Genomic DNA, 25,249 nt, shown 5'->3' with positions numbered 1-25,249 from the left:
GATCGGAAACAGGTTGATCAGCCCGACACCTGCCGACAGCATCCCGATGAACCAGACGAAACTTTGCGTGCCTTGCGCGGCCATGGACCCGCTTGTTTCGGCGATCCCGACAGGGCCGGACAGGTTGCAGGTTGAAATCTGACCGAAGATGATGTGTTTCATTGCTGAAAGCGATGTTGTCAGCGTCGTCCACAGCCCTTGTGCGCCTGCCTTGATCGCCGCAACAGGCCCCACGAATTCGGTCTGCGGCTCAAAGAAGACGCCACCGGTGATGCCGATCCGGTAATGCCGCTCGAACGTGCCATCAGGCCCAGGTTCATCTGTCGCGCGCGGTGCAAGCACAACATCAAGCATCCGATCCCCGCGCATGATCTGCACGTCCAGTGGCGCGCCTTCGGCGGCTTTCACATGTTCGACCACCTGACGAAAGGCGAACACCTCTTGTCCGTCAATGGCGGTAATCACGTCGCCCGCCCGCAGGTTGGCGTCATCCGCCGCAGACCGGGGGATCACGCTGGATACGACGGGCGGCAGAAAATAAGGGCCTTCGACGGTAATTTCCGTGCCGTCGCGCAAGACGGTGTAATCCAGCCGCCGGTCCAGCGGCACCTCTTGATCCAGATTTTCGCTGTCAAACGGCTCACCTTCCACGGCCAGCATCACATCGCCGGCGCGCAGGTCCGTGGCATAGCTGGCCGGCAAATCGCGCAACGCGCCAAATGTCAGCGGCTCGACCGACCGGCCCTGATACATCAGCGAGCCTGCAAAGATCGCGATCGCCAGCACAAAGTTGAAAATCGGCCCCGCCGCGACAGTCGCCACCCGCGCCCACAACGGCGCGCCCAACATGGTGCGGCGCATGTCCTGTTCCGGCACTGCCCCGTCAGATCCGACGCTGGCCGCATTTGCATCACCCAGAAACTTGACATAACCGCCCAGTGGCAAGGCCGCGACCTGCCACTGCGTGCCGTGTTTGTCGGTGCCTGACCAGATCACAGGGCCGAACCCCAGCGAAAACACCTCTGCCTTGATGCCGCACCAGCGTCCGACGATGTAATGTCCGTATTCATGGACCGCCACGATCACCGACAGCGCGACGACGAAAGCCACGATCGTAAAGGCAAAGTTCCCGAACATCGGTACGAATTGCATCAGATCCAAAGTCTTATCCCATCTGGCTTATGGCCTCGCCCGCGCGGATGCGGGCCAGCCTGTCTGTTTCCATGACATTATCTAGGGTCATATCCGCATTTTGCAGCCCACCCGCAGATGACATTTTGTCCAGCGTCATCGCAACGACACGTGACATGTCCAAAAATCCGATCCGGCCCGCGATGAATCCATCCAGCGCACGTTCCTTGGCAGCGTTGAACACGGCCCCCGACAGGCCCCCGGCCTGCATCACGTCCTGTGCTAGGGCCAGTGCGGGATAGCGGGCGTGGTCGGGTGCTTCAAATGTCAGCGCACCGATTTTTGCAAGATCGAGCCGTTCAACCGGCAGGGTCCGCCGCTCTGGCCAATGCAGCGCATAACCGATCGCATGGCGCATATCCGGCGGGCCGACATGGGCCATCAGCGCCCCGTCATTGAACCCGACAAGGGCATGGATCAGGCTTTCGCGGTGCACCAACACCTCGATCATGGCAGGGTCAACGCCAAAAAACTCTTTTGTTTCAATCAGCTCCATACCCTTGTTAAACATGGATGCGCTGTCGATCGTGATGCGCTGGCCCATGTCCCAATTCGGGTGGCTTGATGCCTGCGCCAGAGTCGCACTGGCCAGACGTTCAATCGGCCAATCCCGAAAGGCGCCGCCGCTGGCCGTGATGATCACGCGTTCAACCGCTGCCATATCCTCGCCGACCAGCGCCTGAAAGACGGCGGAATGTTCGCTGTCCACCGGCAAAATGGTCGCGCCGTGCGCCCGAGCAGTGTTCATCAAGAGCGGTCCCGCCGTCACCAGCGATTCCTTGTTGGCCAAGGCCAGTTTGGTGCCATGTTTCAGCGCCACCAACCCCGGCACCAACCCCGCAGAGCCGATAATCGCCGACAGCGCCCAATCAACCGGACGGGCGGCGGCCTCGGCAATTGCATCGGCACCGGCGGCACAAGCGACACCGGTTCCCGTCAGCAGTGTCCGAAGATCATCATAACATTCAGGATAGCAAGTGACGGCGATATCGGCGTTCAATCGCACCGCGTCGGTCGCAAGTTGCGTGATGTTGCGCCCGCCGGTCAGGGCCACCACGTCATAGGCCCCCGGGTTACGGGCAATCAGGTCAATCGCACTTTGCCCCACCGAACCTGTCGCCCCGAAAATCGTGATACGCCTCAAAACGCGACCCCGGGCACATTGAACACCTCGGCCAACAACAGCATGAACAGCGCAGCCCCCAACAACGCGTCAAATCTGTCGAACAGCCCGCCGTGCCCCGGGATCAGGGTGGAACTGTCCTTGACCCCCATCCGGCGTTTCAGCGCACTTTCAGCGATATCACCCATCTGCCCCGCAAAGCTGAGGACCATCGACACAATGATAATCCAGAACCCTGCATCGGTGAACGTATGAAACACAAAACCGACCACAGCAGCCCCGACCCAGCCGGCGAATGTCCCGCTCCAGGTTTTCTTTGGGCTGATCTTGGGCCAGAATTTCGGCCCGCCAAAGGCCTTGCCTGCGAAATAGCCGAAAATATCTGTCACGATCACGACCAGCATCAACCAGATCAGCCAGACAAACCCGTATTCCATCCGAAAATGCACCAGCCCCCAGCCCGCAATCTGGATCCCAAGGGCAAAGGCAAAGAAAGTCTTTCGCTCGGTTTTCAACCGCGTGACGCCGATGATCGGCACGATCAGGAACAAGGCCAGCCCCCAATGCGACCCGTTTGCGATTTCGCCCGACATGATAGACGCGACCAACGCCGCCATCAGCATGCCACTGGTCGGTTCCTTGGGGCGGATCATCATCCACAATTCCCAGACCATCACGGCGGTGACAAAAACCGCCAACATCTGAAACCAGACGCCACCCAGAATGACCCCGGTCGCCCCAACGATCGTCATCGCGGCACTGGATACCATGCGGACGGTCAGGTCATCCCAATTTGTCGATGTTTTCGTCTCTGGTGCCATCGTCAGGCCGGAACCGCCCCAAAGCGACGTTCACGCCCGCCGTAATTGGCCAGCACGCGGGCAAATTCGGCGCGCGTAAAATCTGGCCAGAGCGTATCGACGAATTCGTATTCCGCATAGGCCGACTGCCACAGCAGGAAATTTGAAATGCGCGCCTCGCCGCTGGTGCGGATCACAAGATCAGGATCAGGCAGAACATGCGTATCAAGGAAGCGTGACAGCGTTTCTGCATCCACCTCGTCATGGGTCAAGCGACCCTGTTCAATCTCAAAGGCCAATCGCTTGGCCGCACGCGTGACTTCATCCCGACCGCCATAGTTCAGGGCGATGGTCAGGTGGATCAGATCATTGCTGGCAGTCAGCAACTCCAGCTCGTCCATCAGCGTGACCAGCTTTTCATCCAGCCGGATCCGGTCCCCGATAAAGCGGACACGCACACCGTTCTGGATCAGGGCCTTGGCTTCGCGTTCGATGTATTTGCGAAACAGGCTCATCAGTCCGGCCACTTCGGTCTGGGTGCGCTTCCAGTTTTCTGTCGAAAAGGCAAAGATCGTCAGATACTTTACACCCAGATCGGGGCACGCCTCGACGATTTCGCGGACGCGCCGTGCGCCGGCATGATGGCCAAACAGACGCGGACGGCCGCGTTTTTGCGCCCAGCGGCCATTGCCATCCATGATGATTGCGACATGCGCCGGTCCGGAGGTAGCTCTTGCGTCCTTGGGCATTGCGGCCCCTTTTCATGTCATGGCGCGGTGCAGGAGGTCAGACCTGCATGATTTCCGCCTGTTTGGTTTCAAGCGTTTCATCGACCATCTTGATGTGGGCATCTGTAATGTCCTGTACGGCGGATTCCCAGAACTTCTGGTCATCCTCGGACATGCCGTCGGCCTTGGCCTTCTTGATCTGGTCCATCCCGTCGCGACGCAGGTTGCGGATCGAGACACGCGCGCTTTCGGCATAATGGCCGGCGACCTTGGTCAGTTCGCGGCGGCGTTCCTCGTTCAGCTCAGGGATCGGCAGCATGATGATGGTGCCGTTCAGCTGCGGGTTGATGCCCAGCCCGCTTTCGCGGATGGCCTTTTCAACCTTGCCGACAAGGCCCTTGTCCCAGACATTGATCGTCACCATGCGGGGTTCGGGCACGTTGACCGTGCCGACCTGGTTGATCGGGGTCATCGCGCCGTAAGCATCCACCATGATCGGTTCCAGCATGGACCCGGACGCACGGCCCGTGCGCAGCGACGCCAACTCGGTGCGCAGGTTGGCAATGGCGCCATCCATCCGGCGGGCCAGATCATCGGTATCCAGTTCAAAATCTTCTGACATGTTGCTCTTCCTCGAACGGGCTTTGCCCGGCTTTTTGTCGTTTTACGGCAAACACCGGCAGTTGTATAGCCGGGTGTGCCGTCCCTTTGTTTCTTGGCTGCGATCTATTCATGCACGACGGTATAGGTGCCGTCACCAGCCAGTATGCCCTTGAACCCGCCCGGTTCATCCAGCGAAAAAACGATGATCGGCAGGTGATTGTCGCGGGCCAGGGCGATCGCGCTTGCGTCCATCACGCCCAGATGCTTTTGCAACACCTCGTCATAGGTGACTTCGCTATAGCGGACCGCATCGGCGTGTTTTGCAGGATCCTTGTCATAGACGCCATCAACTTTGGTGCCCTTGAAAATCGCCTCGCAGTTCATTTCGTTCGCCCGCAGCGTGGCCGCTGTATCGGTCGTGAAATAAGGGTTGCCAGTGCCAGCAGCAAAAATGCAGACGCGCTTTTTCTCTAGGTGGCGGACAGCGCGGCGGCGGATATAAGGTTCGGCCACTTCGTTCATGGTAATTGCGGAAATCACACGGGTATGAATGCCCAGTTCTTCCAGTGCCGATTGCATCGCCAGCGCATTCATCACCGTCGCCAGCATCCCCATGTAATCGGCGGTGGTGCGTTCCATCCCCTGTGCGCTGCCCTGCAATCCGCGAAAGATGTTGCCGCCACCAATCACCATGCATATCTCGACGCCCAAATCATGGACTGATTTCACTTCGCGGGCGATCCGCTGCACGGTGGGCGGATGCAAGCCAAACGCCGTATCACCCATCAGCGCCTCGCCCGAGATTTTCAGCATCACCCGTTTATAGGTCGTTTTCTCGGTCATTGCGGTCCCCTGATGCGCTGGATGTCTGGCGCGCAAAATGTCCGAAAACGCCGACAGGTTCAATGGCTGCTTGCCCATAATCGGCGCAGCCTACACATATAAGCGATGATCACGATTACGCCACATGACCCTGTCCTGATCGCCGGGCCGACGGCCTCGGGGAAATCCGCGCTTGCGCTGCACATTGCCCGCCATCAGGGCGGCGTGATCGTGAATGCGGACGCGTTGCAAGTGTTTGCCGGATGGCGCATCCTGACTGCACGACCCGACGATGCCGATCTGGCGCAGGCACAGCACGCGCTTTACGGGCATGTCCCGCTGGATGCGGAGTATTCCGTGGGGCACTGGCTGCGCGATGTGAAACCATGGCTGACAGGCCCCCAAAGGCCCATCATCGTCGGCGGCACGGGGCTGAACTTTGGCGCATTGACCCAAGGGCTGGCCGATATTCCCGCAACACCGGACACATTAAGGCAGCGCGGTAACGCATTGCCATTGAATAGTCTTTTGTCTGACCTTGATCCTGAAACACTGGGCCGGATCGACATCCGGAACCGCATGCGTGTCCAGCGCGCCTGGGAAGTGCTGCAAAACACCGGGCGCAGCCTGGCCGATTGGCAGGACAATACGCCGCCGCCCCTGTTGGCGGTGGAAAACGCCGTCTGCATCAACCTGAACGCCCCCACAGAGTGGCTCAACACCCGGATTGCGCGGCGGTTCGACCTGATGCTGGACCACGGCGCACTGGACGAAGCGCGCGCGATTCTGCCCCGGTGGAACCCCACGCACCTGTCATCAAAGGCCATCGGCGCCCCGGAATTGATCGCGTATCTGCATGGCGATATGACATTGCCAAAGGCGCGCGATGCGGCAATCATCGCATCGCGTCAGTATGCCAAACGGCAGCGGACATGGTTCCGCGCACGGCATCGGGGTTGGCAGCAAATGGATATCGCCAGCGATGATATTTCCGCAACACTCCGATTCGCAGAAACCCCAGCAGATTGATTGCAAACGCGTTTTTTCAGAGACTTGTCCAAAACAAACAATAAGGCAGGCTGATGACAACCATGATAGATGACAGGCCGTCAACACTGGCGCTGGCGCAGCTGACCTACGCCGGTCCGACGGCACGTTGGCGGACCGAAGCGATGCGCAGCCATGATTGCCCCCGCGTGATCCATGTCACCAAGGGACAGGGCCGGATCACAGTCGCCGGGCTGACCAGTGGCTATGGCCCCAACAACCTGATCTATATTCCGGCGCAGACAATCTATGGAATAGAGGTGGGCACAACCGTCTTTGCCCAGATCCTGACCCTTCCGCGTGGCAGCAGCTGGGCCGATGCACCGTTTCATTTGCGATTGCGTGACGTCTATGCGCAAAAGGAATTGCAGGGCATGATGGACGCGATTGAACGCGAACTCAAACCGTCGGGCGATCTGCGGGCAGCGCAGTGTCACCTGGGACTGCTTGGCATTTTCGTGGAACGACAGTTGAACACAGCGCCGCCCGAAGCAACCGATGCCCGTCGTGGCACGGCGGCGGCCCGTCTTGTGGCGCGATATACGGCGTTGATAGCCCGCGATTTTCATTTGGATCACGGTGTTGCAGATTACGCAGAGGCATTGGGTGTCACCCCAACGCATCTGGCCCGCTGCTGCAAGGAAACCTGCGGCAAGTCAGCATTGGCCCTGCTGAATGACCGTATCCACTTTGAAGCATGCACACTGTTGCGCGACACGGCCCGCCCGGTTCAGGATATCGCGAAAGCACTGGGTTTTCATTCAGCCGCCTATTTCACCCGCAGTTTTCAGGCGCGCGCCGGCCAGCGACCGTCGGATTTTCGCCGCCATACCGGCACATCGCCGCGCAGATAGCGCACGCAAAACCCACCCCGGACGCCGCACAGGGACATGTCGGGCGGGCCGCATGGTTGCCAAATGCCATGGTTGACCTCAGGACAGAAATTGTGCCGACTGGTGCCAAGGGTCTGCACCCGGCCTGAATAGGACATTGCATTTTCGACTGACAAACATCGTGCCACGGGGAAACGTAAGAATGACGCCAGCAAGACCAGATGCATTGCACCCAGCCGCATTGATGTATGCCGCCGAGGTCAAGGACGGTCAACTGAACCGGCGTGAATTCCTGACGCGCGTCACCAGCCTTGGACTGACCGCAAGCGCCGCATATGGCCTTTTGGGTCTGAATGCCCCAGCCAGGGCAGCCGGCCATGCCCAACAAGGCGGCACCCTGCGTATGCAGATAGCGGTGCGCGCACTCAAGGATCCGCGGGCATTCGATTGGCCGCAGATCGCGTACTACACCAGCGGCTGGCTGGAATATCTGGTTGAATACAACAATGACGGCACATTTGCGCCGCTGCTGCTGGAAAGCTGGTCTGCCAATGACAACGCAACTGAATATGCGCTGAACCTGCGCAAGGGCGTAACATGGAATGACGGCACCCCCTTTACCGCCGCCGATGTGGCCCGAAATATCACCGGCTGGTGCGATAAATCTGTAAAAGGCAATTCGATGGCGGGCCGTTTCGCCACGTTGATTGACCCTGACACAGACAAGGCCATCGACGGCGCAATCACAGTTGCCGACGATCACACCGTCCTGCTGAAATTGCCTGTGCCCGATATCACGCTCATCGCGGGGATGGCGGATTATCCCGCGCAGATCGTGCCGATGGATTTCGACCCCGAAAACATGCTGGCCAATCCCAAGGGCACCGGGCCCTATGTCCCCGATACGTATGAGGTCGGGGTTCGCGGGTCGCTGAACCGCAACGAAGGACATGCATGGTGGGGGTATGCCGCTGGCAAGGGTGCCCATATCGACCGGTTCGAATTCATCGACTACGGCACGGACCCGGCCGATTGGGCCGCCGCCGCCGCCAATGACGCGGTCGATGTGATCTATGAGACCGTCGGCGATTTTGTCGATACCCTTGACGTTCTGGGCTGGCAGAAATCCGAGGTCGCCTCTGGCTCCACGATCGTCATCCGGCCCAACCAATTGGCTGAAGTAGACGGCATGCGCCCCTATGCGGATGTGCGTGTGCGCCTGGCGATCGCCATGGCCGTCGATCCTGCCGTCTGCCTTGAACTCGGCTATGCCAATCGCGGAATCCCTGCCCGCAACCAGCACGTCGGGCCGATGCATCCTGAATGGGCGGATGTGCCGGCGATCCAGATCGATCCCGAAGCCGCACTTGCCCTGCTGACTGCGGCCGGAATGGCCAGTTTCGAGATGGAGATCATCTCGGTCGACGATGACTGGCGGCGCAACACGACTGACGCCGTCGCGGCACTGCTGCTTGATGCCGGTTTCAAGGTTAAACGCACAATCGTTCCCGCAAGCACATATCGGGAAAACTGGACGACATACCCGTTTTCGTCCACCGACTGGAACCACCGCCCCCTTGGCACACAGGTGCTTGCACTGGCCTATCGGTCTGGAGAGGCGTGGAACGAGGCCGGCTTTGCAAATCCCGAATTCGATGCGCTTCTGGCCAAGGCCAACGCAATCGCAGACGCCGACGCGCGCCGCGTCGTGATGGCCAGATTGCAGAGCATCATGCGCGACGAAGGGGTAATATTGCAGCCTTACTGGCGCTCGCTTTATCGCCACGTCAAGCCCGGTGTCGTCGGAGGCGAGATGAACATCGCCTATCTGCCGCGTCTGTATGATTTTGGCTTTGCTGCATGACAAGCCCGGCCCGCGGCAACATGGATGCACCCTTTCTTGCGCCCGGGTGGATCAAACCAACACTCCGACATGCCCGGCGACGGGGTTTTGGGGGCTGTTTAAATTGCGCCGCCTACCGCGATGGTCCTCGCGGGGCGTTGCCTGAAAGTCTGACATGGCACAATGTGGCAGATCGGTAATGCGATTGGCGTCAACCGTCTGTTAACTCTGCGCTGACAAAGGTAGGTTAACGCGACACGCAAATCAGATTCGAAGGTGCAATATGGCCGGTTCAGTTAACAAAGTCATTCTTATCGGCAATCTCGGGGCCGATCCCGAGGTCCGTAATTTCCAGAACGGTGGCAAGGTGTGCAACCTGCGGATTGCCACGTCAGAAACCTGGAAAGACAAGAACACCGGTGAGCGGCGCGAAAAAACCGAATGGCATTCGGTGGCGATCTTTTCCGAAGGATTGGTGCGCGTTGCCGAACAATATCTGAAAAAAGGGTCCAAGGTCTACATCGAAGGCAAGTTGCAGACCCGAAAATGGCAGGACCAATCCGGTCAGGACCGCTATTCAACAGAGGTCGTTTTGCAGGGTCTGGGCGGCACGCTGACCATGCTGGATGGGCGCAGCGACAGTGGTGGCGGCGGCAATTACGGCGGCGGAAGCAGCAGCGGTGGCTACTCAGGTGGCGGCGGATATGACAGCGGCGGCGGTTACGGCGGCGGGTCATCCTCTGGTGGTGGTGGCGGATCCAGCGATATGGACGATGAAATTCCGTTCTGATAAACGACATCGATCAGGGCTCTGACACGGGCCGGCCGGTCCTGCCCCGTGCAACCGGTCGGTGTAGCGGATAGACGAGATTATGGGTTTGGCGATTGCATCTCGCAGTTGTGCCAGCCGTGTCCAACCGGGAGCGGACCTTTCAAGAGGCGCGGACCCGTTCCATGGCCCTGAACACACAAAACTAAAAAACTGCGGGCTGAAACGAATCAAGGGGTCGGAAGGATAATTCAACGACGGGTGGCGGGCAACTGGCCCAAGTGACCAGACTGTCGCTCATCTTCGATGCTGTCGCAGAACAGACCGCCGTTTCGTCCAGATGGCATCTGCCCCCGGCGTGATACCACCGTCAAGTCCGGTCACATTGCCGGCCAACCGATTTTCGACATATTGACCCAAGGCTGAATTCCGGGCCAGTCTTGTCCTCTGGCGGCTATTTTCGGCGCGGTCGGCATGCCGTTGGATCGTGATCGCAGGCTGGCCGAAGCTGCCACTGCACTATAGCGAATACCCTGCAATACAGTGAAAGCCGCACCACGCGGCTGCACAACGCAATTGGCGTTGGGGCGCCGCAGGAAAAGAAAGACGCCGTTTAGTCGTCCATGACCACTCTTGAAAAAATCCTAAAGGTTTTGAGCAATGATCATCCAGTCAACCCGTGGCGACACAAATTGCCTGCGACGACTTGTTTTTTCGCCGCAAAGGCTTTGGCTGATCAAACGGCTTTGGCCGGTCTAAAAATCCTCCCAGAGGCGATCATCTTGCTGCACCGCTGAGACAGCGGTTCCAGTTCGGCGCAGCGCGGTTTGAGGTTCCTTGGCAATCGCTCTGACACCGACCCTTGCATTTTTCGCACGTGGAGAATTAAAGACCATGACGTTCTCACCGACAGTGCCGCGCGACGTCGTGACTGGTGACGGAACCGCGCTATCGGTCGTAGCCATCAGCTGAAACTTGACAACAATGTCCGCGAGTGCCCGTGCATCCCGGGTCAACGCATGATTCCCGGCAGTTGCTTCATCTACCATTGCCGAATTCTGCTGGGTGACTTTATCCAACTGGGTTACGCCAATATTGATTTCGCCGAGGCCGATGGATTGTTCTTCCGCGCCTGATGCAATTTCCCCCATCAGCGTGGAGATATGGGCGATACGCTCAACGATCCGTGTCAGCACTGCGCCCGCCTTGTCAACAAGGCAGACACCTTTCTCGACCTGCTGTGCGCTGCCGCCAATCAAATCCTTGATCTGTTTGGCCGCATCCGACGACCGCTGCGCCAATGCCCGCACTTCCGATGCGACAACCGCGAACCCGCGTCCCGCATCGCCCGCACGCGCAGCCTCGACACCTGCATTCAACGCCAGAAGATTCGTTTGAAACGCTATGTCATCAATCACTGCAATGATCTGCGAAATTTCTATAGAGGATTTTTCGATTTCCGTCATCGCAGCCACGGCATTGCGAACCACCGGTGCGCTTTCGTCCGCGTCAGACCGTGCTTCAGAAACGATTGTCTCCACCTCGCGGGCACCAGAGGCGGCAGATTTGACACTCGCCGTCAATCCGTCCAATGCCGCAGCGGTCTGTTCCAGCGTTGCGGCCTGGTTCTCTGTGCGCTGCGACAATTCATCGGATGACCTGCTCATTTCTTCGGCCCTTTGCCGGATACCATGTGCGCAGGCCACCACCGATCCGACGGTCTTGTTCAGGGTTTCAATACTTCGGTTATAGTCAAGGCGAAGCGTATCATATTGCGGGGAAAAGGGGGTATTGATTGTTGTCGTCAGGTTGCCGTCTGCCAATGCCTTGAGCGCCGCACTCAGCCGTTCGACCACGCGGGTCTGTTCCTGCTGCTGGGCATGGCTTTCTTCGCGTGCCTTTCTGGCACTACCCAACTGATCGCGAAAGGCGAGGAGGATACCGGCAAGGTCCCCAATTTCATCCTGCCGGTCGGTGTCTGCGATGTTGGTATCATATTGGCCCGCCGCGATTGCTTGCATTCCCTGCCCCAATCGTTTCAACGGTGCCAGTACGGAGCGCGCGGTCAGGCATCCCAGAACCCCTGCAATGACCGCGCCAATCAGGCTGATGATGATCATTCTGTTGCGGATATCCACCACGGGTTCCATCACTTCCGAAAGATCGATCTCGCCGACAAGTCCCCAGCGGGTATCAAAAACATCAAGGGACAGTGATTTTGAAACGACCCTTTCGCCTTGAATACCGGGGATGTCTGCATGAAACATCGGCTGTGCATCACGGGCGGCCATCACCTGGGGTAAAAGTGGCATCGGGTCAAAAAATCCGTGTCGCCCGGCAAAGCGCGACGCATTACGCGATGTCAGATCAGCACCAATCACATATAGTTCGCCTGTATCCCCAAGGCCCGTAGGGTTGTTGATGATGTTTGCAATCGGTTCCGGCGGCAGTTGAACGGCAACCACGCCAACCATTTGTCCCGCTTCCGTAAAGACCGGCGCGGCGAGGAAGGACGCATGAGCATCACCGCTGGGCGCATAGGGTGCATAGTCCTCGAATATGATATCGCCCTGCGCTGCATCATAGGCCCGACGCATGGCCCGGCCCAGACCCGTGCTGCGGTACGGGCCGTCATTAAAGTTTGTCGCAAAGTCTGTCTCTTTATAGACAGAGTAGATCAGGTCACCGTCCATATTGAACAGGAAAACATCGTAGAAGCCGCGTGCGTCCTTGATATTGCGAAAATAAGGGTGCACCTCGGCGTGCCGAAAATTATATGGGACGGCGTCCGGCGCTTGGTCAAATGCGTCTTTCTGCCCAATCGGGCTGGGATTTTCATCAATATAAACACGTTGTAAATAGGCGGTCGGATCGTCCATCATGATCCCGTAGACGTTATTCAGGCCGGTAATCGCCTCGGCCACGGTTGGGTCCGCGCCCAGACTGAGAACATCCTCTCCCACCCTGTCAAACCATGCCTGCAACGCAGCGCGCCGTTCTTCCGTGACGATCTGATAGGTTTCTTGCGTTTGCGCGACGACGGTTTTTCGAAAATCGAAGTATCCCAAAACGGCAATTGCAGTGGAAACAGCCAGACACAGCGCCACGATGATGACTGGTAATTTCGTTGCGATACGAATGGACGGCAGGAATTTCATGGGCGCCTCTTGAGCAGGAACACAGCGGGTCTGCCCTTGTTTGCGCCAAAGGGATTAAAATCAGCTTAAGCGCCGCACACCAGCCGGATCAGCCTGTCAAGTTCCGGTGTCCCCGAGTAGCCGCAGCGCATTTTCCTTGAGGATCAACGGCCGCACTTCATCCTTGAACGGCGCATCTGCAAAATCCGCAAGCCAGCGATCAGGTGTAATTGCGGGCCAATCAGAGCCAAAGAGCATCTTTTTCTTCAGAATCGAATTGGCGTAGCGGATGAAAATGTCGGGAAAGTATTTGGGCGACCACCCTGACATGTCATAGTAAACATTGGGTTTGTGCTGCGCGACGGAAAGCCCTTCGTCGGTCCAGGGAAATGACGGATGCGCCAGGACGATGGGCATGTCGGGAAAATCGACGGCCACGTCATCAAGATACATCGGGTTGGAATATTTCAGCCGCATTCCCATGCCGCCGCGCATCCCCGAACCAACCCCGGTCTGCCCGGTATGAAACAGTGTAATCACCCCTTCTTCGGCGCAAGCCTCGAGTACGGTATAACACGCGTCCCGGTCATTGGGAAAAAACCCCTGCATTGTCGGATGAAACTTGAACCCGCGCACGCCGAAATCGCGCACCAGGCGGCGCACCTCACGCGCGCCGGCGCGGCCCTTGTGCGGATCAACCGAGGCAAAGGGGATCAGAATATCATCGTTTTCGGCGCAAACCTGCGCGACTTCCTCGTTCGAATAGCGCCGGAAGCCGGTTTCACGTTCTGCATCGACGGGAAAGATCACAGCGGCAATATTGCGTTCGCGGTAATAGGCGGCGGTGTCGTTGACGGTGGGCAGCATCCCGCTGGCGCCTGCGGGGTTCTTGAAATAGGCGGCCATGCCGGCCTGAAATTCATCATACCCGTCATCGCGCGGACCACAGCAGGGTTCCTCTGCGTGGGTGTGAAAATCAATCGCCCGCACCGCTGCAAAATCCACCATGATCCGATCTCCTTTATCACAACACATCGCTAGCACAGAAAAACGCTATGCACTAGAACGGTTATAGGATAGAACACTTTTCAGGACATCCCGAACGGAGAGTTCACGTGCCCGACGACAGCCAGCGCGCGCCCGCAACACGGGTCGAAATTGCCGACGATATTGCCGTCATCCGCTTTAACCGCCCCGAAAAGCGGAACGCGATGAACGATGCCTTGGTCGCAGAACTTGACGCGTTTTTCACCAATCCCCCGCAAGGGGTGCGCGCCGTTGTGCTGACGGGCGAAGGCGGGCATTTCTGTTCCGGCCTTGATCTGTCCGAGCATCGGCACAGGACGCCCGAAGAAACCGTTTACCATTCTCGCAACTGGCATCGGGTTGCCGACAATATCGAATATGGCGGGCTGCCCGTTGTGTCGGCCTTGACCGGGTCGGTGATCGGTGGCGGGCTGGAGATTGCAGCCGCGACGCATGTGCGCATTGCCGAACCCTCGGTCCGGTTTCAACTGCCCGAAGGGCGGCGCGGCATCTTTGTGGGCGGTGGCGGCACTGTGCGTGTCGGGCGGATCATCGGTGCGGACCGGATGCGTGAGATGATGCTGACAGGGCGCCGTTACAATGCGGACGAAGGGTTGGCGCTGGGTTTGGCGCATTATAGCGTTGAAACTGATGCGGCCCTGCCGCGCGCGCTGAAACTGGCGCGCAAGATTGCCGACAACGCGCCGTTTTCGAATTATCTGATGATTCATGCCATTGCCCGGATCGGCGACATGTCGCGCGCCGACGGGCTTTTTACCGAAAGCATGGCCGCCGCCATGTCGCAGACAACCAAAGGTGCGGCCGAAGGCCTGCGCGCATTTCTGGAAAAAAGAGAGCCTGACTTTCGGAATGACTAGCACTTAGAATGCGACGATCACACAGATCACACGGACCACGGGGGGAGCCATGGTCGGGTGATCGACAAGGGACATCTAACGGGAGAGAGAAGATGGACAGAAGGACTTTCATGCTATCGGTGGCGCCAGCCGCCATTGTTGCGGGATCATTGCCGGGGGCGGCTGCCGCGCAAGAGGTTTCATTGCGGCTACACCAGTTTCTGCCACCGGTTGCCACAGTGCCTGCGCATATCCTGAAACCATGGGGTGAGCGGCTGGCAGAGGTTTCAGGTGGCCGTCTTGGAGTGCAACATTTCGATGCCATGGCACTGGGCGGGCGTCCGCCGGAACTGCTTGATCAGGCCCGCGACGGCGTTGTGGACATGACCATGACACTGGTCGGGTATACGCCGGGGCGTTTCCCGCGCAGCGAAGTTTTCGAACTGCCCTTCATGATGACCGACCCGGTGGCCACGTCGCTGGCATTCTGGGAAATGATGGAAACGGATTTCCAGAACAATGAATTCAGCGACGTCAAGGTGCTGGGCGCTTGGGTGCATGGGCCGGGGGTGATCCACACCGAAACCCCGATGACCAAACTGGAAGATATGGCAGGCCGCACAATGCGCGGCCCGACCCGCGTGATCAACGATCTGCTGTCGGAACTGGGGGCAACCCCCGTCGGCATGCCCCTGCCCGCGATCCCCGAGGCCCTGTCGAAAGGTGTCGTCAACGGCACCGTCATCCCGTGGGAGGTCACGCCGTCGATCCGTTTGACGGAACTGGTCAGCAACCATGCGGAATTCAGCGGTGAAGAGGCGCTTTATACGGCGACCATCGTACTGGTGATGAACAAGGCCAAATACGAGGCCCTGCCAGACGATCTGCGCGCGATCCTTGACGCCGAAGCGGGGGCAAAACTGTCGGGTTTTGCCGCGCAGGTCATGTATGAATACGACAAACCCGGTCGCGACATCGCGGTTGCCGCAGGCAACAATATCGTCCAGCTGGACGAAGCCGAGGTCGCGCGCTGGAAAGAGGCCTCACAGCCGGTCGTCGCACGCTGGGTGGCCGAAATGGAAACCAAGGGGATCGACGGACAGGCCCTGATCGACCGGGCGAAATCGTTGATTGCCGAAAAGTCGACCTGATGAATTGGCGGGGCACCCACGGGTGCCCCTGCCTGAAGCGGAACTGATATATGTATGCACTGCTTTCCTGGATCGCTGAAGGCATCGCGCGCACGATGGCGATCATCGGCGGGTTGATCCTTTTGGCCGTCATCGGCCTGACCGTCGCATCGATCGTCGGGCGCGCGCTGTTGCCGCTGGGCCTTGGGCTGGGGCCGATCAAGGGGATTTATGACATTACCGAAATCGGGATCGCAGCCGCCGTGTTCGCGTTCCTGCCATGGTGTCAGATCCGCAACGCCCATGCCGCTGTCGATCTGTTCAAGCCAGCCTTTGGCGACCGTCTGAACCACTTGCTGAACGTGGTGATCGACCTGGGCATGTTTGCGATCGCCAGCGTCGGGGCGTGGCGGCTGTATCTGGGGATGCTGGACAAGCTGCGCTATGGCGAAACCACGCTGATCGCGCAACTTCCCGTCTGGCAGGGCTATCTTGCCAGCCTGATCGGCGCGGTCGCCTTTGCGCTGGTTGCGGCATTCTGCGTGCTGCGGTCGGTGCGCGTACTGACCGGGTTTGCCCCCGCCAAGGACATCTCATGACGAATTTCGAACTTGCGCTGTGGTCGTTTCCGGTTCTGCTGGTTCTGATCTTTATCCGGCTGCCGATTGCGCTGGCGATGATCCTTGTGGGGGTTGGCGGGGCCTATCTGGTGACCGGAACCACGATGATGACCCTGAACCAGTTGAAAACACTGACCTATGGGACATTTTCGAACTATTCCTTTTCGATCATCCCGCTTTTTCTGCTGATGGGCCAGTTTGCCACGCTGTCGGGGATGTCGGCCGCTCTGTTTCGCGCGGCCGAAAGTTTTCTGGGCCACAAGCGAGGCGGTGTTGCAATGTCTGCCGTCGGGGCCTGTGCGGGCTTTGGTGCGATCTGCGGGTCGTCGCTGGCGACGGCGGCCACCATGGGCCAGGTCGCCCTGCCCGAATTGCGCCGCTATGGCTATCCGGGGTCGCTGGCCACCGGCGCGCTGGCCGCAGGGGGCACCTTGGGTATCCTGATCCCGCCGTCGGTGATCCTTGTGATTTATGCCATTCTGGCCGAACAGAACATCGAGAAACTCTTCATCGCCGCGCTGATCCCCGGGATCCTTGCCGCGATCGGCTATATCGTCGCCATTTCGATCTGGGTGCGCGTGTCGCCCAATGCCGCGGCGGTGCGTGACCCTGTGCCATGGCCCGACAGAATACGCGCGCTGGCCGCAGTCTGGCCCGTGATCACGATCTTTCTGGTGGTGGTCGGCGGCATCTATCTGGGTGTTTTCACCCCGACCGAGGCCGCGGCCGTCGGCGCAGCGGGGACCGGGCTGGTCAGCCTGCTGTCAGGGCAAATGAACTGGACCCGGCTGACGCAGGCGATCCTTGCCACCGCCGCATCTACCGCGATGATTTTCCTGATCATCCTTGGCGCGGGCATCTACAACAATTTTCTGGCGCTGACGCAACTGCCGCAGGCGGCGTCCGTCTGGGTCGGCGATCAGGGCTTTTCACCGTGGCTGGTGCTGACGGCCGTCTTGGTCATGTATCTGATCTTTGGCTGCATCATGGATTCGCTGTCGATGGTGCTGCTGACCGTGCCGATCATCTTTCCCATCGTGTCCGTGCTCGACTTCGGGATGAGTGCTGCGGATTTCGGCCTGTGGTTCGGTATCCTCGTGCTGATCGTGGTCGAGGTCGGGCTGATCACGCCACCCGTAGGGATGAACCTGTTCATCATCAATTCCATGGCCAGGGACACGCCGATCGGGCAGACATACAAGGGCGCCCTGCCCTTTGTGCTGACCGATGTGGTCCGGGTGATTGTGCTGGCGGCGTTTCCTGCGATCACGCTATCGCTGGTCTGGTTCATTGACGGCTTTGCAGGCTGATCCTAGGCCGTGATGACCCCGCTCGCCCCGTCATAAAGTGCGGCGATCAGCGGCGCGCGATTGGCCCGCAGCGCCCGCTGGTTCAATGACCCTTTTTCCGTCGCCTCGCCGCGCGCGAACTGCGGGGGATCATCCATCACGATGGCCCGCCGCACCCGAGAGGCCGACCCCGTCGCGGCCTGTGCCGCAGATGTCAGCGCAGCCTGCAATTTTGCCGCACGCGTCTGCGGGTCCAACCGTTCGGTCGCGTCCGACAGCCACAGCAGCGCCCCCAGTTCGGCACGATCCTCGCCCACGATGACCGCATCACGGATCAGCCCGCCAAACGCATCGACAAGCGCCGCACGCACAGCACCCACGGCCACCCATGTCCCGGTGGTCAGCTTGAAATTCTCGGCCAGACGCCCGTCAAAGAAAAATCCCTTTGACAAATCATCCGGGTCCGCCGGACGCAGCGCGTCGCCGAGGCAATAAAAACCTTCTTTGTCAAAGGCCTCGGCAGTTTTTACCGGATCGCCAAGATAGCCGGGCGTGATCGTCGCCCCCTTTAGACGGGCCTCCAGCTTGCCTGCCTGCGGCACCAGTTTCAGCGTCAGCCCACGTGCAGGCACCCCCACGTTGCCCGCCTGTGTCTGAATCTCGGTGCAGGCCAGCGCAAAAGGAGCCGTCTCTGTCGCACCCAGCCCGGTGGCCAGCACTACATCATGCCCCGTCACATCGCGCCCGATAGCCGACAGCCGGTCCCATGTATGCTGCGCCATGCCCGCGCCGGCGTAAAACAACATCCCCAGATCGGCAAAGAAGGTCTGCGCCAGCACCGCATCTGTTTCCAGCGCGTCGACCAGCATGTCGTAACCGACGGGCACGTTGAAATACCACGTGCAGGAAATCTCGCGCAGGTTGCGCAGGGTTTCATCGAATTTGCCCGGCACAGGGCGACCGTCGTCGATAAAATATGTGCCGCCATTGGTCAGCGCCAGATAACAGACCTTGTTGCCGGCGGCGGTGTGGTTCCAAGGGGCCCAATCCAGCACCACGGGTGGTTCGTATGTCAGAAAACGATAACAGTCGCGGATCATCGCCTGACTGGTGCAGATCATTGCATTGGTGTTGATCACCGCCTTTGGCGTTCCGGTGGACCCTGACGTGAACAGATATTTCAGCACGACATCCGGTGTCAGACCGGCCCGCGCAGCAATGGCAGTATCCGGATTGCCGGACCGCAGCTCATCGAACAGCACATCCCCTGCGGCCGCATTACGGCAACTGATCACAACCCTGCCCGCCTTTGAAATCGCGGATAATGCGGGGGCAAAGGCCTGTCCGTCATCGGCGAAAATGGCCCCCGGCTGTAACGTCTCCGCGATATCGCAGATTTTCCCGAAATCCTGTGACACCAGCGCATAGGCCGGCGACACCGGCGCAAAAGGCACGCCCACATAGGCCGCCGCCAGCCCCAGCAGCGCGTGCTCAAGACTATTTTCCGACAGGATCAACAGCGGGCGGTCCGGGCCAAGGCCCATTGCCAACAGCCCTGCACCAATGGCGCGGGCATCGCGGCGAGCTTGTTCATAGGACACGCGCAGCCAATTACCATCAGCACCGCGGCGCGCCATCCATGTCCGGTCTGGCGCGACATCGGCCCAGTGATCCAGATAATCGGCCAGAATCTTGCTGTGGGTCTCCAACTCGTCGACCTGGCGCATCAGGATGCTGCCATCGGCGCGGCGGTCATAGGCAAATTCCGGCTGCCAGAAATTATCTGTATCCGATGTGGGCGCGGCCCTGTCCTGCATGATCCCGTCCCTTAACGCGGCGCCATACGAATGGCACCGTCAAGGCGGATCACTTCGCCATTCAGCATCGGGTTGTCGACGATATGACACACGAGACTGGCGTATTCCGCAGGCTGCCCCAGCCGTGACGGAAATGGCACCTGCGCCCCCAACGATGCCTGAACATCCTCTGGCAGGCCTTCCAGCAGCGGCGTCAGGAACAGGCCCGGCGCGATGGTGCAGACACGGATCCCCTTGTCGGCCAGATCGCGCGCCATTGGCAGGGTCATGCCTACGATCCCGCCTTTGGATGCGGCATAGGCCACCTGCCCGATCTGCCCGTCATAAGCCGCAACAGAAGCCGTGTTGATAATGACCCCGCGCGCGCCGTCCGGACCAAGCGGATCAGCCGCAACCATCAGCGCGGCCGCCTGGCTGGCGCAGTTGAAACTGCCGATCAGGTTGATCCCGATGGTTTTTGCAAACATCGCCGGATCATGCGCCGCACCGCGCGATACGGTCTTGGCCGCAGGCCCGATGCCGGCGCAATTCACCAATATCCGTGGTGCGCCCATCGTTTTGGTCACAGCATCAAGCCCGGCAGCAACGCTTACCGGATCGGCGACATCAACCGTCTGGAACATGCCGTCAAGACCAGCCGCATGGGCCTGTCCGGTTTCGGCATTGAGATCAAAGATCGCGACCTTCAGTCCAGCCCCGGCCAGTGCGGCCGCTGTCGCGGCCCCCAGACCCGATGCACCGCCGGTGACGACAGCCGTGCTGCCCGCCCAGATGTTCATGCGGTATCTCCTTGTTCACATTGGCGAATTTTTTGCAACAACCCGATAAGCTGCGCCCGCTCCTCGGTCCCTAGCATCGTCAGCACACGATCTTCATGGGCGCGGACCAATCGGACGGCTTCGCGGTAAAGCGTCAGGCCATCCGGCGTCGGACACAATGCCTGCACCCGGCGATCACGCGGGACCGGCACGCGGCGCACATAGCCGTTGCCTTCCAGTTCATCCACGATCGCCACCAGCCCCGACCGTTCGATACCCAGCCTGCGCGACAGATCGCTTTGTGTCAGATTTGGCACCTGCGCGATCAGCGTAAGCGCCGAAAAGACGCGCGGTGACATGGCAAACTCCGACAACGTCGCCCGGAAATCATTCTCGATGATGACATAGGCCCGTTTCAGATTGTAGCCAACCAGTGACTCCAACAAGGAGGGCGGCATGGGGGTCTTGGATTTTTGTTTCATTGCATAACAATTAACTCATCGACACAGGCAAGTCTATCACCTTGCAGGGGCACGCGAATATCCGACCTGCCGCCACCAGCAAAGCCGCTAGAACGTCGGCGGGGTGCAGGCGCTGATGACCTTGCAGGGCAGATCGCCGGGGTTGCGGAAACGATGCGGCAGGCGGCTGTCGAACAGATACCCCTCGCCCGGACCAAGCAAGCGCACCTGATCCCCGACGGTGATTTCGATCCGGCCTTCGATCACGATCCCCGCTTCCTCGCCCGTATGGCTCAGCAGTTCGGGGCCGGTATCCGACCCGACAGGATATGTTTCATCCAGCAACTGCAACATGTGGGACGTGGCATTGCCCAGCTGGCGCAGTGATACACCTCCCAGGCTGGCCTGGGGGGCAATTTCGGTGAACTCATCCGGACGATAGAAATATTTGGGCGCGCTGGCGTCTTCGATGGTCGTGAAAAACTCCGCGATGCTCATGGGAATGGCATCGAGCAAACTCTTGAGCGATGCGACCGACGGGCTGGTCTTGTTCTGTTCGATCAGAGAAATGGTGCCATTAGTCAGTCCGGCGCGCGCGGCCAGTTCACGCTGCGACAAACCCTTTGCCTTGCGCACCTCTTGCAGCTTTTTGCCGATATCCACCCGGTTTTTTTCCTTGTCGTGAAACAAAATGATGCAAGGCGATCATACACGCCATGTGCTGCGCCAAACTGCACCGGCTCCGGGGTGGGATCAACTTAATATTGCAGGGTCATAATCCGTATTGACAGGTTCATTAAACATGTGATCAGGATTTTAAACGCCGCCCTTTGACAGGCGCTCTGCTTCTCTTGCACAAGGATTACGCCTGATGGCCCAGACCGATAAGAAACCCGCCCGAAAATCCGCGGCCAAGCGCAAGCCCACGATCGCCATCGTCCCCGACTATACGCCGGCGGACAAAACCAACGCGGGCCTGATCGCGCGCCGCGAAGCGGCTGTTGCCCGTGGTGTCGCGTCGGCCGCCCCGATCTTTGCGCATAAGGCCGAAAACGCCGAATTGTGGGATGTGGAAGGCAACCGCTACATTGATTTCGCGGGCGGTATTGCCGTGCTGAACACCGGTCACCGCCACCCGGCCGTCGTGGCCGCCGCCAAGGCGCAGGAAGACCACTATACCCACACCAGCTTTCAGGTCGTCCCGTATGAACCTTACGTCGCGCTGGCTGAAAAGCTGAACGCGCTGGCCCCCGGTGATCACGCCAAGAAATCGCTGCTGGTCACAACCGGCGCCGAGGCCGTTGAAAACGCGGTGAAGATTGCGCGCGCAGCCACCGGCCGCCCCGGTGTGATCGCCTTTACCGGTGGGTATCATGGCCGTACGTTGCTGACGCTGGGCATGACAGGCAAGATTTCACCGTATAAAAAGGACGTGGGCCCTTTCCCGTCCGATATCTTCCGCGCGCCATTCCCATCAGTGCGCGACGGGATCACGGTGCAGGATGCGCTGACCGGCCTGCAAAATCTGTTCCTGACCGATGCGCAGCCCGAACGCATTGCCGCCATCATCATTGAACCGGTTCTGGGTGAAGGCGGCTATACACCGGTTCCCTTCGAAATGATGCAGGCCCTGCGCGAGATTTGCGATGAACACGGGATCATGCTGATTGCCGACGAAATTCAGGCGGGTTTCGGACGCACCGGCACATGGTTCGCGATCGAACATTCCGGCGTTGTGCCTGACTTGATCACAGTCGCGAAATCCATGGCAGGCGGTTATCCCATCGCTGGCGTCATTGGCCGCGCCGAGGTGATGGACGCGGTGATTCCCGGCGGTCTGGGCGGAACCTATGGCGGCAATCCCGTTGCCTGCGCGGCAGCCCTTGCCGCGATCGAAGCCATTGAAACCGAGGGTCTTCTGGCGCGTTCGACGGCAATGGGGGCCCATTTCCGCGCGGCCTTTGCCGATATCGGCGCACGGGTCGCGCCCTACCGGATGTGGGACATCCGCGGCCTTGGCGCGATGCTGGCGGTGGAATTCGTGACTGATTTCGAAACCGCCGCCCCCGATGCGGCGCTGACCAAAGCTGTCGTTGCGCACGCGCTCAAGCGCGGACTGATCCTGCTGGCTTGCGGGATGCATGGCAATGCCCTGCGGATCATGGTGCCCCTGACCGCATCGGACGCGATCATCGACGAAGGCCTTGCCATCTTTGAAGAAGCACTGGCAGCAGCGATCGTCGAGCTGCGCGGTTGAATAGCGCCGATTAAAAATTTGAAAAGGCAATGCATTTTGCCTTTTCAAACCTGCAAAGCCCAGTCTTTTCAGGAGCGAAAGCCCCCCACTACAGCCGTAAAAACAATCAGTTTGCTTAAAATAATAAACGCGGCTAGCATTTTTGTCACAAAAAGGTTGCACAGGGTTAAGACACAGTTCAGTCTTTGACAGGGGATGCGGCGACGAACACTGGCGATAGCGATATCTGCTGAAAATGCCGCAAATGACCCGCAAATATCGCTGGGCGTAAAGAAAACAGCACCTCTTCAAAAGAGGCACCTTTTACATCTCAGAGAGGAAGAAATCATGAAAATACTCAAACATCTTGCATTTGCAGGGGCCATGCTGGCGGGGACTGCATCCACCGCGCAGGAACAGTTCATCACCATTGGGACGGGCGGCCAGACAGGCGTTTACTTTGTCGTAGGGCAGTCGATCTGCCGGCTTGTCAATCGTGGCACCGCTGAACATAACCTGCGCTGCACCGCCCCCTCGACCGGCGGGTCCATCGCCAACATCAACGCGATCATGGCTGGTGACATGGACATGGGCGTGGCCCAGTCCGACTGGCAATACCACGCCTACAACGGCACATCCGAATTCGAAGGCAACCAGTTCGAAAAGGAACGCGCTGTGTTTTCGGTGCATGGTGAACCCTTCACCGTCATCGCCCGCGCTGACGCCGGAATCACCAGCTTTGCTGACCTCAAGGGCAAGCGGGTCAACATCGGCAACCCCGGTTCCGGTCAATACGCGACGATGCAGGTCGTGATGGATGCACTGGGCTGGACGATGGATGACTTTGCGCTGGCGTCCGAGTTGAAGCCCGCCGAACAGGCCGCTGCACTGGGCGACAACAAGGTTGATGCGATTATCTACACCGTGGGCCACCCCAACGGCTCCATCCAGGAAGCAGTGTCCGTGGTCGATGCGGTGCTGGTGCCTGTGACCGGTCCCGAAATTGACAAGCTGATTGCCGAAAACCCCTATTATGCCGCCGCATCAATTCCCGGCGGTATGTACGAAGGCTCGCCCGATGATGTCGCCACATTTGGTGTGAAAGCCACGTTTGTGACATCTGCCGATGTCGATGACGAGGTTGTTTATCAGGTGGTCAAGGCTGTGTTCGACAATTTCGACCGCTTCAAGCGCCTGCACCCTGCATTCGAGAACCTGAGCGAAGAAGAAATGATCGAAGCCGGTCTGTCGGCGCCACTGCACCCCGGTGCAGCGCGCTACTACAAGGAACGCGGCTGGATGTAAGGCCTCGCGCCTGACTTATGACGACCGGTGTGGCGGACAACCGCCGCCACACCGGACAAGAACCATAAGACGACGAGCCTGAAAACAGGCCGCAGGGGGATGACATGACAGATGATCCAAATCAGACGCAGGCCGCTGCAGTTGAAAACGCAGCTGCAGGACGTGGCGGGCTAAGTCAGGAAGAACTGGACGCACTGGTTGCATCCTCTGACACGGGCGGACGCGGCAATTTTGGCCCGGTCGGCCTCTTCATGACATGCGTGGCCCTTGCATGGTCACTGTTTCAACTCTGGATCGCCTCGCCAATTCCCTTCATGATCGGATTTGGCGTATTCAATGACACCGAAGCCCGCTCTATCCATCTTGCTTTTGCAATTTTCCTGGCCTTTGCCGCCTTTCCGGCATCGCGCACCAGGTTCCAGCTGGGTCTGGGCATCGCCGTGCCGGTCATTCTGGCCTATCTGTTCATGACCAGCGCAAAGGAAGGCACCGCAACCTGGTGGATTCCGCTTGTTGCGCTTGTCATTATCGCCGCCATCGTCCTGGGATCGCCCAAGCATCGCATTCCGGTCTGGGAATGGGCGCTTGCCGCGATTGGCGCCGGCGCAGCCCTCTATCTTTACGTCTATTACCGCGACATTTCTGGCAGGGTCGGCGCGCCGATCATGCAGGATTTCGTGGTCGCCGTGATCGGCATCATGCTGCTGCTGGAGGCAACGCGCCGCGCGCTTGGCCCCGCGCTGATGATCGTGGCCACGGTGTTTCTGGTCTATACTGTTCTGGGCCCGATCATGCCCAGCATCATCGCCCACAAGGGCAACAACCTGTCCGAAATCGTGAACCACCAGTGGATC

Annotated in this window: 22 protein-coding genes and 1 pseudogene; 11 read left to right on the top strand and 12 right to left on the bottom strand. The window is 59.2% G+C overall.

Annotation, left to right across the window (positions count from 1 at the left end):
* The 6 genes from rseP to pyrH all read right to left on the bottom strand — a co-directional run.
* On the bottom strand, positions 1–1,152 hold a 1,152-nt coding region (rseP, locus tag ACTG4B_RS13185; RefSeq protein ID WP_439156165.1), incomplete at its 3' end, for an RIP metalloprotease RseP.
* A 13-nt stretch (positions 1,153–1,165) separates the two neighbouring features.
* Positions 1,166–2,335, bottom strand: a complete 1,170-nt coding sequence (gene dxr, locus ACTG4B_RS13180) for a 1-deoxy-D-xylulose-5-phosphate reductoisomerase (protein ID WP_439156164.1) — start codon at positions 2,333–2,335, stop codon at positions 1,166–1,168.
* The gene (locus ACTG4B_RS13175) at positions 2,332–3,135 is read right to left on the bottom strand and encodes a phosphatidate cytidylyltransferase (RefSeq protein WP_439156163.1); all 804 of its coding nucleotides are present in this window, start codon (positions 3,133–3,135) and stop codon (positions 2,332–2,334) included. The genes dxr and ACTG4B_RS13175 overlap by 4 nt, the downstream gene beginning before the upstream one ends.
* A 2-nt stretch (positions 3,136–3,137) precedes the next feature.
* Positions 3,138–3,863, bottom strand: a complete 726-nt coding sequence (locus tag ACTG4B_RS13170) for an isoprenyl transferase (protein WP_439156162.1) — start codon at positions 3,861–3,863, stop codon at positions 3,138–3,140.
* Positions 3,864–3,900: 37 nt separating this feature from the next.
* Positions 3,901–4,464 (bottom strand): ribosome recycling factor, encoded by a 564-nt coding sequence (gene frr, locus ACTG4B_RS13165; protein ID WP_439156161.1) that lies wholly within the window; start codon positions 4,462–4,464, stop codon positions 3,901–3,903.
* A gap of 104 nt (positions 4,465–4,568) precedes the next feature.
* Positions 4,569–5,288 carry a UMP kinase gene (gene pyrH, locus ACTG4B_RS13160; protein WP_439156160.1) on the bottom strand — a complete coding sequence of 240 codons (720 nt, stop codon included), beginning with the start codon at positions 5,286–5,288 and terminating at the stop codon, positions 4,569–4,571.
* A gap of 105 nt (positions 5,289–5,393) precedes the next feature.
* On the opposite strand from pyrH, the gene miaA reads away from it, so the two are divergent.
* The 4 genes from miaA (at position 5,394) to ACTG4B_RS13140 (ending at position 9,780) form a co-directional block, all read left to right on the top strand.
* The gene (gene miaA / locus ACTG4B_RS13155; RefSeq protein WP_439156159.1) at positions 5,394–6,296 is read left to right on the top strand and encodes a tRNA (adenosine(37)-N6)-dimethylallyltransferase MiaA; all 903 of its coding nucleotides are present in this window, start codon (positions 5,394–5,396) and stop codon (positions 6,294–6,296) included.
* Positions 6,297–6,349: 53 nt separating this feature from the next.
* On the top strand, positions 6,350–7,168 hold the full coding sequence (locus ACTG4B_RS13150) for a helix-turn-helix domain-containing protein (protein WP_439156158.1): 819 nt from the start codon (positions 6,350–6,352) through the stop codon (positions 7,166–7,168).
* Positions 7,169–7,349: 181 nt separating this feature from the next.
* Positions 7,350–9,011 carry an ABC transporter substrate-binding protein gene (locus tag ACTG4B_RS13145; RefSeq protein WP_439156157.1) on the top strand — a complete coding sequence of 554 codons (1,662 nt, stop codon included), beginning with the start codon at positions 7,350–7,352 and terminating at the stop codon, positions 9,009–9,011.
* Positions 9,012–9,273: 262 nt separating this feature from the next.
* Complete coding sequence (locus ACTG4B_RS13140; RefSeq protein ID WP_439156156.1) at positions 9,274–9,780, top strand: single-stranded DNA-binding protein; 507 nt, start codon at positions 9,274–9,276, stop codon at positions 9,778–9,780.
* Between the two features lie 734 nt (positions 9,781–10,514).
* Here ACTG4B_RS13140 and ACTG4B_RS13135 read toward each other — a convergent pair.
* Both ACTG4B_RS13135 and ACTG4B_RS13130 read right to left on the bottom strand, forming a co-directional pair.
* Entirely contained in the window at positions 10,515–12,917 is a 2,403-nt protein-coding gene (locus tag ACTG4B_RS13135) for a methyl-accepting chemotaxis protein (protein WP_439156155.1), read from the bottom strand.
* Positions 12,918–13,013: 96 nt separating this feature from the next.
* Positions 13,014–13,904: an amidohydrolase family protein gene (locus ACTG4B_RS13130; RefSeq protein WP_439156154.1), complete on the bottom strand. Its 891-nt coding sequence runs from the start codon at positions 13,902–13,904 to the stop codon at positions 13,014–13,016.
* A 107-nt stretch (positions 13,905–14,011) separates the two neighbouring features.
* Here ACTG4B_RS13130 and ACTG4B_RS13125 point away from each other — a divergent pair, with 107 nt between their 5' ends.
* The 4 genes from ACTG4B_RS13125 to ACTG4B_RS13110 all read left to right on the top strand — a co-directional run bounded on the left by ACTG4B_RS13125 (position 14,012) and on the right by ACTG4B_RS13110 (position 17,839).
* Positions 14,012–14,800 carry a crotonase/enoyl-CoA hydratase family protein gene (locus ACTG4B_RS13125; protein ID WP_439156153.1) on the top strand — a complete coding sequence of 263 codons (789 nt, stop codon included), beginning with the start codon at positions 14,012–14,014 and terminating at the stop codon, positions 14,798–14,800.
* A 92-nt stretch (positions 14,801–14,892) separates the two neighbouring features.
* The gene (locus tag ACTG4B_RS13120) at positions 14,893–15,930 is read left to right on the top strand and encodes a TRAP transporter substrate-binding protein (RefSeq protein WP_439156152.1); all 1,038 of its coding nucleotides are present in this window, start codon (positions 14,893–14,895) and stop codon (positions 15,928–15,930) included.
* Positions 15,931–15,980: 50 nt separating this feature from the next.
* Entirely contained in the window at positions 15,981–16,508 is a 528-nt protein-coding gene (locus tag ACTG4B_RS13115) for a TRAP transporter small permease (RefSeq protein ID WP_439156151.1), read from the top strand.
* The gene (locus ACTG4B_RS13110; protein WP_439156150.1) at positions 16,505–17,839 is read left to right on the top strand and encodes a TRAP transporter large permease; all 1,335 of its coding nucleotides are present in this window, start codon (positions 16,505–16,507) and stop codon (positions 17,837–17,839) included. Before ACTG4B_RS13115 ends, ACTG4B_RS13110 begins: the two co-directional genes overlap by 4 nt.
* 2 nt (positions 17,840–17,841) lie before the next feature.
* Here the strand turns inward: ACTG4B_RS13110 and ACTG4B_RS13105 are convergent, their stop codons facing one another.
* The 4 genes from ACTG4B_RS13105 to ACTG4B_RS13090 all read right to left on the bottom strand — a co-directional run bounded on the left by ACTG4B_RS13105 (position 17,842) and on the right by ACTG4B_RS13090 (position 21,517).
* Complete coding sequence (locus ACTG4B_RS13105) at positions 17,842–19,635, bottom strand: feruloyl-CoA synthase (protein ID WP_439156149.1); 1,794 nt, start codon at positions 19,633–19,635, stop codon at positions 17,842–17,844.
* An 11-nt stretch (positions 19,636–19,646) separates the two neighbouring features.
* Positions 19,647–20,414 (bottom strand): SDR family NAD(P)-dependent oxidoreductase, encoded by a 768-nt coding sequence (locus tag ACTG4B_RS13100; protein ID WP_439156148.1) that lies wholly within the window; start codon positions 20,412–20,414, stop codon positions 19,647–19,649.
* Complete coding sequence (locus ACTG4B_RS13095; protein ID WP_439156147.1) at positions 20,411–20,875, bottom strand: MarR family winged helix-turn-helix transcriptional regulator; 465 nt, start codon at positions 20,873–20,875, stop codon at positions 20,411–20,413. Before ACTG4B_RS13095 ends, ACTG4B_RS13100 begins: the two co-directional genes overlap by 4 nt.
* A gap of 87 nt (positions 20,876–20,962) precedes the next feature.
* Positions 20,963–21,517, bottom strand: coding sequence for a cupin domain-containing protein (locus tag ACTG4B_RS13090; protein WP_439156146.1), 555 nt, complete (start codon positions 21,515–21,517; stop codon positions 20,963–20,965).
* Between the two features lie 208 nt (positions 21,518–21,725).
* Between ACTG4B_RS13090 and gabT the strand changes: the two genes are divergently transcribed.
* The 3 genes and pseudogenes from gabT to ACTG4B_RS13075 all read left to right on the top strand — a co-directional run.
* Complete coding sequence (gabT, locus tag ACTG4B_RS13085; RefSeq protein ID WP_439156145.1) at positions 21,726–23,111, top strand: 4-aminobutyrate--2-oxoglutarate transaminase; 1,386 nt, start codon at positions 21,726–21,728, stop codon at positions 23,109–23,111.
* Between the two features lie 327 nt (positions 23,112–23,438).
* The gene (locus tag ACTG4B_RS13080) at positions 23,439–24,395 is read left to right on the top strand and encodes a TAXI family TRAP transporter solute-binding subunit (protein WP_439156144.1); all 957 of its coding nucleotides are present in this window, start codon (positions 23,439–23,441) and stop codon (positions 24,393–24,395) included.
* A 104-nt stretch (positions 24,396–24,499) separates the two neighbouring features.
* Positions 24,500–25,249: pseudogene (locus ACTG4B_RS13075) on the top strand (C4-dicarboxylate ABC transporter); the annotation flags it as partial.

Source organism: Yoonia sp., from assembly GCF_965660735.1.
Lineage (GTDB): Bacteria > Pseudomonadota > Alphaproteobacteria > Rhodobacterales > Rhodobacteraceae > Yoonia.
This window is presented reverse-complemented; position numbering and strand designations above follow the sequence as displayed.